At 67.6% G+C, this 13267-nt stretch carries 15 protein-coding genes; 7 read left to right on the top strand and 8 right to left on the bottom strand.

Annotated elements, in window-relative coordinates:
* Nucleotides 1-119 precede the first annotated feature (119 nt).
* The 3 genes from AC5P7F_RS17015 to AC5P7F_RS17005 are packed head-to-tail and all read left to right on the top strand — an operon-like array spanning nt 120 to nt 2124.
* Nucleotides 120-854, top strand: coding sequence for a CoA transferase subunit A (locus tag AC5P7F_RS17015; protein ID WP_014645861.1), 735 nt, complete (start codon nt 120-122; stop codon nt 852-854).
* A gap of 1 nt (nt 855) precedes the next feature.
* The gene (locus AC5P7F_RS17010; RefSeq protein WP_014645862.1) at nt 856-1488 is read left to right on the top strand and encodes a CoA transferase subunit B; all 633 of its coding nucleotides are present in this window, start codon (nt 856-858) and stop codon (nt 1486-1488) included.
* Between the two features lie 48 nt (nt 1489-1536).
* Nucleotides 1537-2124: an alpha-ketoglutarate-dependent dioxygenase AlkB family protein gene (locus AC5P7F_RS17005; RefSeq protein WP_014645863.1), complete on the top strand. Its 588-nt coding sequence runs from the start codon at nt 1537-1539 to the stop codon at nt 2122-2124.
* Nucleotides 2125-2199: 75 nt separating this feature from the next.
* Here AC5P7F_RS17005 and AC5P7F_RS17000 read toward each other — a convergent pair whose 3' ends face one another.
* The 4 genes from AC5P7F_RS17000 to AC5P7F_RS16985 are packed head-to-tail and all read right to left on the bottom strand — an operon-like array spanning nt 2200 to nt 5718.
* Complete coding sequence (locus AC5P7F_RS17000; protein ID WP_014645864.1) at nt 2200-2841, bottom strand: ABC-type transport auxiliary lipoprotein family protein; 642 nt, start codon at nt 2839-2841, stop codon at nt 2200-2202.
* Entirely contained in the window at nt 2838-3764 is a 927-nt protein-coding gene (locus AC5P7F_RS16995) for an MlaD family protein (RefSeq protein ID WP_014645865.1), read from the bottom strand. Before AC5P7F_RS16995 ends, AC5P7F_RS17000 begins: the two co-directional genes overlap by 4 nt.
* A gap of 3 nt (nt 3765-3767) precedes the next feature.
* Nucleotides 3768-4595 (bottom strand): ABC transporter ATP-binding protein, encoded by an 828-nt coding sequence (locus AC5P7F_RS16990; RefSeq protein WP_046428302.1) that lies wholly within the window; start codon nt 4593-4595, stop codon nt 3768-3770.
* A gap of 1 nt (nt 4596) precedes the next feature.
* On the bottom strand, nt 4597-5718 hold the full coding sequence (locus AC5P7F_RS16985) for an MlaE family ABC transporter permease (protein WP_014645867.1): 1122 nt from the start codon (nt 5716-5718) through the stop codon (nt 4597-4599).
* A gap of 92 nt (nt 5719-5810) precedes the next feature.
* Between AC5P7F_RS16985 and AC5P7F_RS16980 the strand changes: the two genes are divergently transcribed.
* Nucleotides 5811-7070 carry a threonine/serine exporter family protein gene (locus AC5P7F_RS16980; protein WP_046428410.1) on the top strand — a complete coding sequence of 420 codons (1260 nt, stop codon included), beginning with the start codon at nt 5811-5813 and terminating at the stop codon, nt 7068-7070.
* A gap of 92 nt (nt 7071-7162) precedes the next feature.
* Here the strand turns inward: AC5P7F_RS16980 and AC5P7F_RS16975 are convergent, their stop codons facing one another.
* From AC5P7F_RS16975 to AC5P7F_RS16965, 3 genes are all read right to left on the bottom strand, one after another.
* Entirely contained in the window at nt 7163-7546 is a 384-nt protein-coding gene (locus tag AC5P7F_RS16975) for an H-NS histone family protein (protein WP_010480700.1), read from the bottom strand.
* 221 nt (nt 7547-7767) lie between these two features.
* Nucleotides 7768-9471 carry a proline--tRNA ligase gene (locus AC5P7F_RS16970; RefSeq protein WP_046428415.1) on the bottom strand — a complete coding sequence of 568 codons (1704 nt, stop codon included), beginning with the start codon at nt 9469-9471 and terminating at the stop codon, nt 7768-7770.
* 550 nt (nt 9472-10021) lie between these two features.
* Complete coding sequence (locus tag AC5P7F_RS16965; RefSeq protein WP_046428468.1) at nt 10022-10399, bottom strand: DUF4124 domain-containing protein; 378 nt, start codon at nt 10397-10399, stop codon at nt 10022-10024.
* Nucleotides 10400-10479: 80 nt separating this feature from the next.
* On the opposite strand from AC5P7F_RS16965, the gene pssA reads away from it, so the two are divergent.
* Genes pssA through rimI form a run of 3 tightly spaced genes read left to right on the top strand, consistent with a single transcriptional unit; the run spans nt 10480 to nt 12250 of the window.
* A complete protein-coding gene (gene pssA, locus AC5P7F_RS16960) occupies nt 10480-11256 on the top strand; it encodes a CDP-diacylglycerol--serine O-phosphatidyltransferase (RefSeq protein WP_032962272.1) in 777 nt (258 codons plus the stop codon).
* Nucleotides 11253-11756, top strand: coding sequence for a hypothetical protein (locus tag AC5P7F_RS16955; protein WP_032962270.1), 504 nt, complete (start codon nt 11253-11255; stop codon nt 11754-11756). The genes pssA and AC5P7F_RS16955 overlap by 4 nt, the downstream gene beginning before the upstream one ends.
* Nucleotides 11753-12250 (top strand): ribosomal protein S18-alanine N-acetyltransferase, encoded by a 498-nt coding sequence (gene rimI, locus AC5P7F_RS16950; protein ID WP_014645873.1) that lies wholly within the window; start codon nt 11753-11755, stop codon nt 12248-12250. Before AC5P7F_RS16955 ends, rimI begins: the two co-directional genes overlap by 4 nt.
* A gap of 45 nt (nt 12251-12295) precedes the next feature.
* Here the strand turns inward: rimI and AC5P7F_RS16945 are convergent, their stop codons facing one another.
* On the bottom strand, nt 12296-13117 hold the full coding sequence (locus AC5P7F_RS16945) for an EamA family transporter (RefSeq protein ID WP_046428418.1): 822 nt from the start codon (nt 13115-13117) through the stop codon (nt 12296-12298).
* Nucleotides 13118-13267 lie beyond the last annotated feature (150 nt).

The raw sequence follows: 13267 nt of genomic DNA, 5'->3' as shown, positions 1-13267 counted from the left end.
TCAGCACGCGATTGTAGTACCTGTCTTGTATGGGAAGCGTTTCCATGCCGCAACGCCACGTGACCGTCTGCCGTGCTGGCCTAGAATGGTGTGATTACATCAACGAAGTGAGGGCGTAGATGAGCAATCCGGCAACGACCGGCGGAAAGCGCGGCAAGCGCTTCGCCAGTGCGACGGAGGCCCTGCAGGGGGTGGTCGCCGATGGACAGACCCTGGCCGTGGGCGGCTTTGGCCTGTGTGGCATTCCCGAGGCGCTGATCGCTGCGCTGCGCGACAGTGGCGTCAAGGGCCTGACCGTGATCTCCAACAATGCCGGTGTCGATGGCTTCGGACTGGGCCAGCTGCTGGAAACCCGGCAGATCAAGAAAATGATTTCGTCCTACGTGGGCGAGAACAAGGAATTCGAACGGCAGTTTCTGGCTGGTGAGCTGGAGCTGGAGTTCAACCCGCAGGGCACACTGGCCGAGCGCCTGCGTGCCGGTGGTGCGGGTATTCCGGCATTCTTCACTGCCACCGGCTATGGCACGGTGGTTGCCGAGGGCAAGGAAACCCGCGAGTTCGACGGCAAGCACTACGTGATGGAGACGGCGCTGCGCGCCGATCTGGCACTGGTCAAGGCCTGGAAGGCCGACGAGGCCGGCAACCTGGTGTTCCGCAAGACCGCACGCAACTTCAACCCGGCCTGTGCGATGGCCGGCAAGGTCTGCATCGTGGAAGTGGAGGAGGTGGTGCCGGTCGGTGCCATCGACCCGGACCAGGTGCACCTGCCAGGCATCTATGTGCACCGCATCGTGCACAACGCGCATCCTGAGAAGCGAATCGAACAGCGCACCATCCGCGCGGAGGGCAACTGACATGGCGTGGACCCGTGACGAGATGGCGGCACGCGCCGCCCAGGAGCTGATCGATGGCGCCTACGTGAACCTGGGCATCGGCCTGCCGACGCTGGTTGCCAATCACATTCCCGAAGGCGTGGATGTGTGGCTGCAGTCGGAGAACGGCCTGCTCGGCATCGGCCCGTTCCCGACCGACGCTGAAGTCGACGCGGACCTGATCAATGCCGGCAAGCAGACGGTTACGGCGCGTGCCGGTGCCAGTTACTTCGGCAGCCACGACAGCTTCGCGATGATCCGCGGTGGCCATGTGAACCTGGCCATCCTTGGCGCCATGCAGGTCACCGACAAGGGTGACCTGGCCAACTGGATGGTGCCCGGCAAGATGGTCAAGGGCATGGGCGGGGCAATGGACCTGGTCGCCGGCGTGCAGCGCGTTGTGGTGCTGATGGAGCACACTGCCAAGAACGGCGAGCACAAGATCCTGGCCGAATGCACGCTGCCGTTGACCGGCGTGGGCGTGGTCGACCGCATCATCACCGATCTGGCGGTGTTCGACGTGACTGACAAGGGCCTGTTGCTGGTGGAGGCCGCGCCGGGTGTCAGCGATGAAGAGCTGAAGGAAAAGACCGGCGTCGCGTTCCGGCGGGGCTGAGGCTGCAAGGGCGGCCAAGCGTGCCGCCCTGCTTCTTGAGGTGCCGCCATGCTGTTCCCCCACGACCTGCCCGATGCCGATGTCCTGCACCTGCCGGGATGGCTGGCTGCGGCCGAGGCCGACCAGCTCCTGTATTCGCTGCAGGCCGAAGTGCCCTGGGAAACCCATCGCATCCGCATGTTCGGCAACTGGGTCGACTCGCCGCGGCTGAGCTGCTGGATCGGCGACCCGCAGGCCCGCTATCGCTATTCCGGTGCCGAGTTCGTGCCGCGCCCCTGGCCGCCGGTGTTGCAGGCCATGCGCGGGCGCCTGGAAGCCGAAGGCCACGGCCGCTTCAACAGCGTGCTGCTGAACCGCTACCGCGGTGGCGGTGACTACATGGGCTGGCACAGCGATGACGAGCCGGAGCTGGGTCCGGCCCCGGTGATCGCGTCGCTGAGCCTGGGCGCGGCGCGCCGATTCCTGCTGCGACGCCGCGACGACCCGGCACGCAAGGCTGAATTCGTGCTGGGCCACGGCGACCTGCTGCTGATGGCCGGACAGACCCAGCGCTTCTACCAGCACGCGCTGCCGAAGATGGCGCGGGTGCACGGCGAGCGGATCAACCTGACCTTCCGTTGGATTTCGCCGCGTTGACGAAGAAGGGGTCAGATCCCTTTCTGGCCGGAAAGGGACCTGACCCCGTAACCACATGCCCGGCGAATGCTGCGATCAGCGCGCAACGGTCGGCTGGTCGGCCTGCCCGCTCTGCAGCGTCCAGCCCACCACGTCCTGCGCCAGCTGCTGCAGGCCACGCTCGAACGCGGCGGTCACCGCCGGTACGTCGGTGCTGCCGACCGGCTGCGCCTGGCGGAAGGTGCGGTCAGCGACCACACGCTGGTCGGCGACATGGATCAGCTTGGCGTTGACCTCGATCACCACGGTGGGCGTGGCCTGGCCCTGGTAATCCGATTCGAAGCGGCGCACATCGGTGGACAGCTTGTAGTCGGCGCGGATGCCGGCGGTGCTGCGGGCCACGCCGCGGATGCGGCCGGAATCCTCGAAGCCACGCAGCAGGGTGTCCTCGATCATGTCGGTGGCCGGCTGCGCCCAGCTGGCACCCTTGTAAATCTCAAGCTGCGACGGTGTCGGCCGCACATTGATGCGCGGGCTGTCGACCATGCGCGCGGCGCTGGGCTTGGCCAGTACCAGCTGCCAGCTGGCCTGCGGCCACGCCGGGTCCGCTTTGACCTGCACGGACGGCGAGTACAGCGTCACCGCGGTTTTCTCGCTGCTGCCGAGGATGGAGCAGCCCCCCAGCAGGGTGACCATCGAAGCGGCCAGCAGCAGGCGCGGAAGAGTGGTCGGGCTCATTTGGGTTCGAACTCCTTCGGTGCGTCGCGGCCCAGCAGGTAGCGCGCGGGGTTGTTCTCGAGGCGGTCGCTGACCCGGCGCAGGTCGCGGATCAGGCCGCGCAGTTCGGTCAGCGTCGGGCCCAGCTGGCCGAGGCCATCGTTGGCGAAGCTGTTGATCGCGGCGCGGTTCTCGCCAAGGATCGAATCGGCGTTGCCGGCGGCCGAGTCGAGCTTGGCCAGGGTCGCGTCGAGCTTGTCGATGATGCCGGGCAGCTGCTGCACCAGGTTCCTGTCCAGGCGCTCGATGGTGCCGTTGGTGGTCTTCAGCGTGGTGTCCAGGCTGCGGGCGGCATCGCGCGCGCTGAGCAGCAGCGCCTGCGTGCCCTGGTCACGGTCGGCCAGGCCGCCGCTGATCGTCTCCAGGTTGGCCAGCGTCGCGTTGATCGAGGCCACGTTGCGGTCGCTGAGGATCTGGTCCATGCGCTCGACGATGCGGTTGGCGACGTCGGTGATGTTCTGCAGCGCAGAGGGCGTGGTCGGGATGATCGGTGCCGGGTCCTTGTTGACCGTGGTCAGCGCCGGCGACTGCGGCGTGCCGCCGCTGAGCTGGATGATCGACGGGCCGGTCAGGCTGGTGATCGCCAGCTTGGCGCGGGTATCGGTCTTGACCGGCGTGTTGGAGTTCAGGCGGATGCGCGCGACTACCTGGCGCGGGTCGTCCGGCACCAGGTTCAGTTCGGTGATCGAGCCCACCGCGATGCCGTTGTACTGCACCGGGCTGCCCACCGACAGGCCGGTCACCGCTTCGCGGAACACCACGCGGTACTCCTGCCAGGTACGGTCGGAGGAGTATTTGGCGGCCCACAGGCCAAAGGCCAGCAGGGCCAAGCCGGTGATCAGGGTGAACGCGCCGATCAGCACGTAGTTGGCTTTGGTTTCCATGGCTCAGGCACTCTCGATCTGTTCGCCACGCGCGGCGCGCGCGCGGGGTCCGTGGAAGTATTCCTGGATCCACGGATGATCCAGTTTCTCGATGTCAGGCAAGGGTGCGTTGGCCACCACCCTGCGGTCGGCGATCACCGCGACCCGGTCGCAGATCGCGTACAGCGTGTCCAGGTCGTGGGTGATCAGGAACACGGTCAGCCCCAGCGCTTCCTGCAGGGTCTTGATCAGGCGGTCGAAGGCGGCCGCGCCGATCGGGTCGAGGCCGGCGGTGGGTTCGTCCAGGAACAGCAGTGGCGGATCCAGCGCCAGCGCACGGGCCAGGCCGGCGCGCTTGCGCATGCCGCCGGACAGCTGCGAGGGCAGCTTGTTGATCGCATCGGCGGGCAGGCCGGCCAGCTTCACTTTCAGCAGCGCCAGTTCGTAGTGCCAGCGCTCGGGCAGCTCGCGGTGGTGTTCCTTCAGCGGCACCTGCACGTTCTCGCCCACGGTCAGCGAGGAGAACAGGGCGCCGTCCTGGAACAACACGCCGGTGTTGCGCTCGATGTGCAGCCGGCTCTCTGCATCGTCGGCACGCGCGTCGCGGCCGAGTACTTCGATCTGCCCGGCATCGGGCACGCGCAGGCCGAGGATCGAGCGCATCAGCACCGATTTGCCGGTACCGGAGCCGCCGACCACGCCCAGGATTTCGCCGCGGCGCACATCCAGGTCCAGGTCTTCGTGCACGGTCTGGCTGCCGAAGCGGTTGACCAGGCCACGCACGCGGATGGCCAGTTCGTGGCCCTGGTCGTCGCGCATGTCGATGGAGTCGGGGAGGGCGGATGTGCTCATGTCACCAGTCCATGTGCATGAACCACAACGCCGCGAAGGCGTCGATGATGATCACCAGCGAGATCGTCTGCACCACGCTGGAGGTGGTGCGCTCGCCGACCGACTGCGCGGTACCCTCGACTTTCAGTCCTTCCAGGCAGCCGATCAGGCCGATCACCAGCGCGAACACGGGTGCCTTGGACAGGCCGACCAGCAGGTGCCGCACTTCCATCGTCTCGTGCATGCGCGCGATGTACATCTGCGGCGGGATGTCGAGGTCGAACGCGCCGACGGTGATGCCGCCGGCCAGGCCCGCGATCATCGCGATGAAGGTCAGCAAGGGCAGGGTGACCAGCAGCGCCAGCAGTCGCGGCAGCACCAGCAGGTCGACCGGGTCCAGGCCCAGCGTGCGCATTGCATCGATCTCCTCGCGTGCCTTCATCGCACCAATCTGCGCGGTGAACGCACTGGCGGTGCGGCCGGCCAGCACGATCGCGGTCAGCAGTACCGCGAACTCGCGCAGGAAGGCGATGTTGACCAGCTCGACCACGTAGATCTCGGCGCCGAAGTCGCGCAGGATGGTCGAGCCGAGGAATGCGATCACCGCACCCACCAGGTAGGACAGCAGCGCCACCAGCGGTACCGCATCCAGCCCCACCTGCTCCATCTGGTGCACGGTGGCGGTCAGCCGGAAGCGGCGGGGTTCCTTGACCAGCCGGGCCGCCTTGACCAGGTTCTCGCCGAGGAAACTGCACAGCGCCTTGATGTTGTGGCCAGTGGCGTGGACGCTGACACCCAGCCGTTCCAACGCGGCCAGCACGCCGAAATCGCGCTTGGGCTTGGGGCGGTCGTCGGCCACTTCCTCGATGGTGCACACCAGCGCCTGGTGGTCCGCGCGGAACTGCAGTGCGTCTTCGTGCAGATCGGCACGGTGGGCCACGCGCAGCACCTGCAGCACGCCGGCCGAATCCAGCTGCTCGATGCCGGTGGCATCGATGCCGGTCAGCTTGTCGGGAACGCCGTGCAGGACCTCGGCCGCGGCCAGCGCGGTCTTCAAGGTCCAGGTGCCGGACAGGTGGATCAGGCCCGGGTCATGGGCATCCTGTTCGAGCTGGGGGGCGAGGTTCGGGGTGACGTGGGCCATTCGGGTCGCAGCATAACCGTTCTGTATCGGGCTTCGCGTCGAACTCGGATGAATTTCTCCGGTGGGCCCCAGCGTAGGTAATACTACGGCGCATGTCCGCAGACGCTCACACGATCCCCACGCCCCAGGCCACCTACGCACAGCGCGTGGCCTTTGTTTCCGAGATCGCCGGACGCCTGCACAGCTATGGCACCACGGCCCAGCGCCTGGAAACGGCGGTGGTGGCACTGGCCCGCCAGCTCGATCTGGATTGTGAACCGTGGTCGAATCCCACCGGTATCATCCTCAGCTTCAGCGATCCGGCGCAGGCGATCGGCTCCAGCGACATCACCCGCGTGATCCGCCTGGCGCCCGGTGAGAACGACCTGCACAAGCTCAGCGTCGCCGACCATATCGCCGAAGAAGTGTCCAACGGGCGGATGAGCATCGCCCAGGGCCATACCGCGCTGCGCCAGCTGGACAAGGATCCGGGCCGGCGCGGCAAGCTGCGCACCATCCTGTCATTCACCCTCGGCGCGGCCGGCGTGGCCGGCATGTGGAAGCTGCCGTGGCTGGACATCGCCACCGCCGGTGTCATCGGCCTGATGATCGGCCTGCTCGGCATGGTCACCGACCGCCGCCCGGCCACCCGCGAAGCGGCCGAGGCGCTGGCGGCGCTGCTGGCCGGCATGGTCGCCACCCTGGTGGCGTCCTTCATTGGCGCGCTCAACCTCAATACGGTGATCATCGCCTCGCTGGTGGTGCTGCTGCCCGGCATGTCGCTGACCAATGCGGTCAATGAGCTGGCCAGCCAGCACTGGGTGTCGGGCACCGCGCGCTTTGCCGGCGCGCTGACCACCATCATGAAGCTCAGCGTCGGCGCGATGATCGCGGTGACCCTGGCCGACGTGCTCGGGCTGGATCCGGTGATCCGCGCCGCGCGGCCGCAGGGGCCGTGGGTGGAGTGGGGTTCGCTGCTGACCGCGGCCTTTGCGTTCGCGATGCTGTTCAAGGCCAACCGGCGCGATTACCCGTGGGTGATCGCCGCCTCGGTGGCCGGTTATGCGATCTCCAAGTTCGGCGGCCATGCCTGGGGGGCGCCGGCCGGCATCTTCCTGTCGGCGATGCTGCTGACCGCGGGCGGCAATCTGTTCGGTCGCCTGGTCGGGCGTCCGGGCGCGATCATCCGCCTGCCCGGCATCATCATGATGGTGCCCGGCAGCACCAGCCTGCGCGGCGTGCTGACCCTGGTCCAGCAACAGGATGTCGGCGCCGGCCAGAGCGTGTTCCTCACCGTGCTCAACGTGGTGATGGCGCTGGTCGCCGGCCTGCTGTTCGGCAACCTGCTGATGCCCGCTCGCAAGACCCTGTGATGATGTCGGTGGGTGTGGACCCCGGTCCACACACCGGAGAATGAAAAACGCCGGCGTCCGCCGGCGTTTTTCATTCCAACCTGATCCCGGCCTCAGGCCTTCTTGATCAGGAAATCTTCCGGCTTCTTGTTGCCCTTGGCGGTCAGTTCAGCCATCCAGCGCGGCTGCTTGCCACGGCCGGTCCAGGTTTCCTTCGGATTGGCCGGATTGCGGTACTTCGGTGCAACCTTGCCCAGCTTGCGGCCGGCGGTCTTCGACGGGGCCTTGGCGGCCGGGGCGGCCTTGCGGGCACGCGTGGCCGGGGCGCTGCCGAACAGTTCTTCGATGGTGTAACCCTCGGTCTTGGCCAGCTTGGTCAGCTGGGCCCGGACCTTGGTGATCGGCCGGCGCTTGGCGACGATGGTCTGCTGCTTCTTGGCGGTACGGATCAGGGCGCCCAGCTCGCGTGCTGACAGGCCGGTCAGGTCAATGCTCATTTACGGTTACTCCGGAAACTAATGTGTGGACGGGACAAGCCAGTCCATGGCGTCGGCGGACAGAATAGAGATGAATTAATCACAGCACAAATGCAGGCGGGTCATGGCGTGGCGGCATGCAGACGCCGTCGCGGTGATTTTGACCGGATTATGTCCGCTGCAATATCGGGGAAGGGCGCGGGCAAAAAAAAAGACCGGGGCAGGCTCCGGTCTTTTCCTGATCAGCCCTGCAGACGCTGCAGCAGGGAGGCCTTGTCCAGGTTCTCCGCGTCGCTGGCGCGGCGCGAGCGGTACTCGTAGGTGCCAGCGGCCAGGCCGCGTTCGCTGACCACCACGCGATGCGGAATACCGATCAGCTCCATGTCGGCGAACATCGCGCCCGGGCGCAGGCCGCGGTCGTCGAGTGCAGCGTCCAGGCCCGCGTCGCGCAGCTCCTGCAGCAGGTTGGCAGCGGCGTCGGCCACGGCCGCATCGCCCTTCGGGTTGATCACGCACACCACCACCTGCCACGGCGCCATCGCGTCCGGCCAGATGATGCCGGCATCGTCATGGTTCTGTTCGATCGCGGCAGCCACCACGCGCGAGATGCCGATGCCGTAGCACCCCATCGCCATCACCGCGGCCTTGCCGTTCTCGTCCAGCACGGTGGCATCCAGCGCTTCGGCGTACTTGCGGCCGAGCTGGAACACATGGCCGACTTCGATGCCACGTGCGATCTTCAGTTCACCGCCGTCCACGGCACGGTCGCCGGCCCGCACGTTGCGGATGTCGGCCACTTCCGGTTCCGGCAGGTCGCGGCCCCAGTTGACGCCGGCCAGGTGGAAACCGGCTTCGTTGGCGCCGACGACGAAGTCGGCCATCGCCGCCACTTCGCGATCGGCGACCACGCGGATGGCCTTGGCCGGGGCGACCGGGCCAAGGAAGCCCGGCACGCTGCCCAGGTGCTCGGCGATTTCCGCCTCGCTGGCGAAGCGCTGCTCGTCCAGGCCGGCGACCTTGGCCAGCTTGATCTCGTTGACCTCATGGTCGCCACGCACCAGCGCCAGCACGAACTGCTGTGCCTTGCCTTCGCCGGCGATCAGCGCCACCGACTTCACCGTGCGCTGCAGGTCGATGCCGAGCAGCGCCGCGACGTCCTCGCAGGTCTTCTGGGTGGGGGTATCCACCTTGCGCATCGTTTCGGTGGCGGCCGCACGCGGCGCCGGGTCGGCGGCAATCGCCGCTTCCATGTTGGCTGCGTAGTCCGAGCCGGTGGAGAACACCAGCGCGTCCTCGCCGGAATCGGCGATGACGTGGAATTCCTGCGACGCATCACCGCCGATGGCACCGGAGTCCGCCTGCACCATGCGGAAATCCAGGCCGAGGCGGGTGAAGATGCGGCTGTAGGCCGACTTCATGTTCTCGTATTCGCGCACCAGGCACTCATCGTGCAGGTGGAACGAATAGGCGTCCTTCATCAGGAACTCGCGCGAGCGCATCACGCCGAAGCGCGGGCGGATCTCGTCGCGGAACTTGGTCTGCACCTGGTAGAAGTTCACCGGCAGCTGCTTGTAGCTGGACAGCTCGCTGCGCGCGAAGTCGCAGGCGGCTTCTTCGGCGGTCGGGCTGTAGCAGAACACCTGGTCCTTGCGGTCCTTGATCTTCAGCAGCTGCGGGCCGAACTTCTGCCAGCGGCCGGTCTGCTCCCACAGTTCCTTCGGCTGGATGGTCGGGATCTGGAATTCCACGGCACCGGCCCGGTCCATTTCCTCGCGCACGATGCGCTCGACCTTGCGCAGCACGCGCAGGCCCAGCGGCGACCAGGTGTACAGGCCCGATGCCAGCTTGCGGATCATGCCCGCGCGCAGCATCAGCCGATGGCTGGTCAGCTCGGCGTCGCTGGGGGTTTCCTTGGTGGTGTGCAGGTGGAACTGGGAGAGGCGCATCGTCGGCTTCGGATAACGGCAGAGACCTCTATTCTGCCAGCCCGGCCGGGGGGAGGGGTATCGGCAGGGCTGCGCCCTGCACCTGCGGGTAGTGCCGGCCGCTGGCCGGCAACAGCAACAGCAAAAACGGGTTTCCTGGGAGATGGCGGGGTGGGTCCGGCGGCAGGGGACGCCGTAAACCCATCCCTGGGGGCTTGGTCGCGGCTTGCTCGTGTGCGCTGTCCTGCGCACACGGCAAGACCGGTGTTGAGCGTCCTGCCCAACCCGCCCGAGGCATGCCTCGGGCCCATGGCGCTCACACCCCTGCCGCCGGACCCACCCCGCCTTCGACAGTTTCCTGCGAGCTGTCGGAATGGCTCCTGGGGTCAGATCCGTTTTCCGCAGGAAAACGGATCTGACCCCGAATTCAATTCGAGATCTGACAGATTTCATCCACGCATGGCGTGGATCTACCACCGACACCGCCCCGCCCAACCCACAGATAGCCCAGAGCCGGCTGTTGCCCTTGCTGTTGCCTCTGCAGGTGCAGGGCGCAGCCCTGCCGATACCCTTAACCGGCCGGTGGGCAGTACGCCTTGATGGCGGCCTCCGCCAATCCCCTCTGCGCGGTGTGCTGCTCCGGCGTCAACGGGGTATCGGCCTTGCCATCACCATCGGTGTCCTGCATCACCTGGCCACCACCGTCCAGCAGGGCCAGGTTGGCCCGGGCCGTGCTGCACTGCCCGGGGACCGGCGCGGCCGGGGTCTCGGTGCTGGCTGCGGCCTGCGGGGTGCGGGCCTGCTCGCGGGTCTCGAACTTCTTGCCCGCCGGCGGGGTCTCCGAATACTGGGTTACGCCATGGGCGTCCTTCCATTTGTAGACGGGGCCGGCCACGGCGTTGGCACTGGCCAACAGCAGCAGGCATCCAAGGCAGGACAGGGCACGCATGGCAGACTCCACGGAATGGGCGCAGAACGCCGATTGCAGCATTGGCGCCGACCGCTGGCAAGTCGATTAAACTGGATTCCATGGACCCGATCACACCGCCGCCGCGCTCGCGCACGATTTACCTGCTGCCCAACCTGTTCACCACCGCCGGCCTGTTCGCCGGTTTCTACGCGATCATCGCCGCGGCCAACGGGGATTTCGTCAATGCCAGCATCGCCGTGTTCGTGGCGGCGGTGATGGATGGCCTGGACGGGCGCGTGGCGCGCCTGACCGGTACCAGCAGCGAATTCGGCGTGCAGTACGACTCGCTGGCCGACCTGGTCAGCTTCGGCATGGCCCCGGCGCTGGTGATGTACCATTGGTCGCTGTCGTGGCTGAAGTTCGACGATCCGCTGCTCGGCCGCGTCGGCTGGGCCGTGGCCTTCCTGTATGCGGCCTGCGCGGCGCTGCGCCTGGCCCGCTTCAATACCCAGGTGGCGGTGGTCGACAAGCGCTGGTTCGTCGGCCTGGCCAGCCCGGCCGCAGCGGGCCTGATGATGTCCTTCGTCTGGGCGTTCGCCGATGGCAACCTGGGCTGGGACGGCAACCAGCTGCGGTACGTGGCGCTGGCGGTGACGATCATCGCTGCGCTGCTGATGGTCAGCCGCATCCGCTTCTGGAGCTTCAAGGGTGGCGCTGCCAAGGGCACCCGTTCGGACCGCGTGCCGTTCCTGGTGCTGGCACTGGTGCCGGTGGCGATCGCCATTGCGGTCATCGACCTGCCGCGCGTGCTGTTCGCGGTCGGCATCCTGTACGCCCTGTCCGGCCCGGTGATGTGGGCCCTGCAGCGCCTGCGCAAGAAGCCCGAGGCCGCGTGAGCGAGGACCTGCCCGTGCTGTGGTCACCGGCCCAGCAGGCCTGGCTGCAGGCCATGGGCTACACCGTCTATCACGATGGCCAGCTGGCTGCCGAGCTGGATGCCGCGCTGCAGTTGAGCGTGGCCGAAGCCGAGGCCAGCGTCGCCCCGCCGGAACCGGTGCGGGCCCCCGTGCCGTCGCGCGAACAGCATGCCGGGGTGGCGCCCGCAGCCCGCCCGGAACGCCCGGCACCGCCGCGCCGCGAAACGCCGGTCAGTGCCCCGGATACCGTGCCGGCGGCTGAGCGCCCGATGCCCAGCGGCAACGCGCGCCAGCCGGTGGTCCGCCTGCCGGATCGCCTGCAGATCGCGCTGCTGCGTGCGTCCGGCTGCAACCCGAACGACCCGGCTACGCAGCGGTTGATGGACAGCTGGCCGCTGGATCAGCTGCGCCACGACCCGGCCGCCAAGCGTGCGCTGTGGCCGCAGCTGCGTGCCCTGCGCAAGCGGGGCACGCCATGAGCGCGGTCACCCGGCCCGGCCCGGTCAGCCTGCGTGCGCTGCGCGAGAGCGACCTCAATGCGGTGATGGCGATCGAACTGCGCGGCTATCCTTTTCCCTGGACCCGCGGCATCTTCATCGACTGCCTGCGTGCCGGCTATCCCGGCCTGGCGATGGAGCGCGATGGCCTGCTGGTCGGCTATGGCGTGCTCAGCATCGCCGCCGATGAAGCGCACGTGCTGAACATCTGCATCGATCCGCTGGCACAGTCGCGCGGGCTGGGCCGCCAGCTGCTGCGCGCGCTGGTGCAGCTGGCCGCCGACCGTGGCGCACAGCGCGTCTTCCTGGAAGTGCGTCCGTCCAATACGCCGGCGCTGGCGCTGTATCACAGCGAAGGATTCAACGAGATCGGCCGCCGCCCGCGCTACTACCCGGCTGCACAGGGCCGCGAGGATGCGGTCGTGATGGCGATCGAGCTGGTCGACGGCGATCTGCAGGAAATGCCGCCGCTGTAACGCAGACGGGTTGCCGGCCAGCGGCCGGCACTACCGATGCGTCGCTCACGCCAGCCGCAACGCCAGCACGCCGCCCACGATGAGCGACGCTGCCAGCCAGCGCGTGCGCGGCACCCGCTCGCGCAGCAGGAACACCGAGATCAGCAGCGCGAACAGGATCGAGGATTCGCGCAGCGCCGAGATCATTGCCACCGGCGCCTGGGTCATGGCCCACAACGCCATCGCATAGGAGGCGGTGGTGCCGACGCCACCGGCCAGTCCCAGCGGCCAATGCTGCCGCGCATAGTCCAGTACCGCGCCGCCGCGCGTATACAACGCCCACAGCGGCAGCGGGATGCCCGACAGCAGGAACAACCACAACGTGTAGCTGAGCGCGCTGCCGGACTGGCGCGCACCCTGCGCATCGACCAGCGTGTAGGTGGCGATCATCGCTGCGGTCAGCAGCGGCAGGCGCAGTTGGCCGCCACGCGCATCCAGTGCCATGCACAGGATGCCGGTGCTCACCAGCACCACGCCCAGCCACGCTGCGGCGGGCAATGGCTCACCGAGCAGGGTGCCGGCCAGTGCGACCAGGATCGGCGCGCTGCCACGCATCAGCGGGTAGGCCAGGCTCATGTCGACCTGCTGGTAACAACGCGCGACCAGCCCGTAGTAGGTCACCTGCAGCAGCACCGACGCAGCCAGCCAGGGCCAGCTGTGCGCGGCCGGGAAGGGCAGGAAGGGCAGGGCGGCGGCCGACAGCAACGCGGCACTGCCGGTCACCAGCACGGTACCGAGGAACTTGTCCGGGCCGCGCTTGACGATCGCATTCCAGCTGGCATGCAGCGCCGCGGCAGCGAGGACGAGCAGGAAGATGGAAAGCGGCATCCGCCGATGATGCCATGCGGGGCAAATGGAAACGCCGGGCATCGCCCGGCGTTTCCGATTCCGCTTCGGTGGGTGCCAACCTCTCCCGCCGTGGCAGGTGCCAACCTCCCCTGCCGTGGCAGGGGCCAACCTTGGTTGGCACGCACCAGA

It is taken from the genome of Stenotrophomonas sp. YJH_SMC_105-26, assembly GCF_059368915.1.
Note: the sequence above shows the minus strand (reverse complement) of the source record. Positions and strands in the feature narration are given on the sequence as shown.

What these genes read in the sequence shown, in the direction of transcription:
- AC5P7F_RS17015 (WP_014645861.1), top strand. Translation starts at nt 120, where the DNA reads ATGAGCAATCCGGCAACGACCGGCGGAAAGCGCGGCAAGCGCTTCGCC.
- rimI (WP_014645873.1), top strand. Translation starts at nt 11,753, where the DNA reads ATGAGCGCGGTCACCCGGCCCGGCCCGGTCAGCCTGCGTGCGCTGCGC.
- AC5P7F_RS16970 (WP_046428415.1), bottom strand. Translation starts at nt 9,471, where the DNA reads ATGCGCCTCTCCCAGTTCCACCTGCACACCACCAAGGAAACCCCCAGC.
- AC5P7F_RS16990 (WP_046428302.1), bottom strand. Translation starts at nt 4,595, where the DNA reads ATGAGCACATCCGCCCTCCCCGACTCCATCGACATGCGCGACGACCAG.
- AC5P7F_RS16995 (WP_014645865.1), bottom strand. Translation starts at nt 3,764, where the DNA reads ATGGAAACCAAAGCCAACTACGTGCTGATCGGCGCGTTCACCCTGATC.
- pssA (WP_032962272.1), top strand. Translation starts at nt 10,480, where the DNA reads ATGGACCCGATCACACCGCCGCCGCGCTCGCGCACGATTTACCTGCTG.
- AC5P7F_RS17000 (WP_014645864.1), bottom strand. Translation starts at nt 2,841, where the DNA reads ATGAGCCCGACCACTCTTCCGCGCCTGCTGCTGGCCGCTTCGATGGTC.
- AC5P7F_RS17010 (WP_014645862.1), top strand. Translation starts at nt 856, where the DNA reads ATGGCGTGGACCCGTGACGAGATGGCGGCACGCGCCGCCCAGGAGCTG.
- AC5P7F_RS16945 (WP_046428418.1), bottom strand. Translation starts at nt 13,117, where the DNA reads ATGCCGCTTTCCATCTTCCTGCTCGTCCTCGCTGCCGCGGCGCTGCAT.
- AC5P7F_RS16985 (WP_014645867.1), bottom strand. Translation starts at nt 5,718, where the DNA reads ATGGCCCACGTCACCCCGAACCTCGCCCCCCAGCTCGAACAGGATGCC.
- AC5P7F_RS16965 (WP_046428468.1), bottom strand. Translation starts at nt 10,399, where the DNA reads ATGCGTGCCCTGTCCTGCCTTGGATGCCTGCTGCTGTTGGCCAGTGCC.
- AC5P7F_RS16975 (WP_010480700.1), bottom strand. Translation starts at nt 7,546, where the DNA reads ATGAGCATTGACCTGACCGGCCTGTCAGCACGCGAGCTGGGCGCCCTG.
- AC5P7F_RS17005 (WP_014645863.1), top strand. Translation starts at nt 1,537, where the DNA reads ATGCTGTTCCCCCACGACCTGCCCGATGCCGATGTCCTGCACCTGCCG.
- AC5P7F_RS16980 (WP_046428410.1), top strand. Translation starts at nt 5,811, where the DNA reads ATGTCCGCAGACGCTCACACGATCCCCACGCCCCAGGCCACCTACGCA.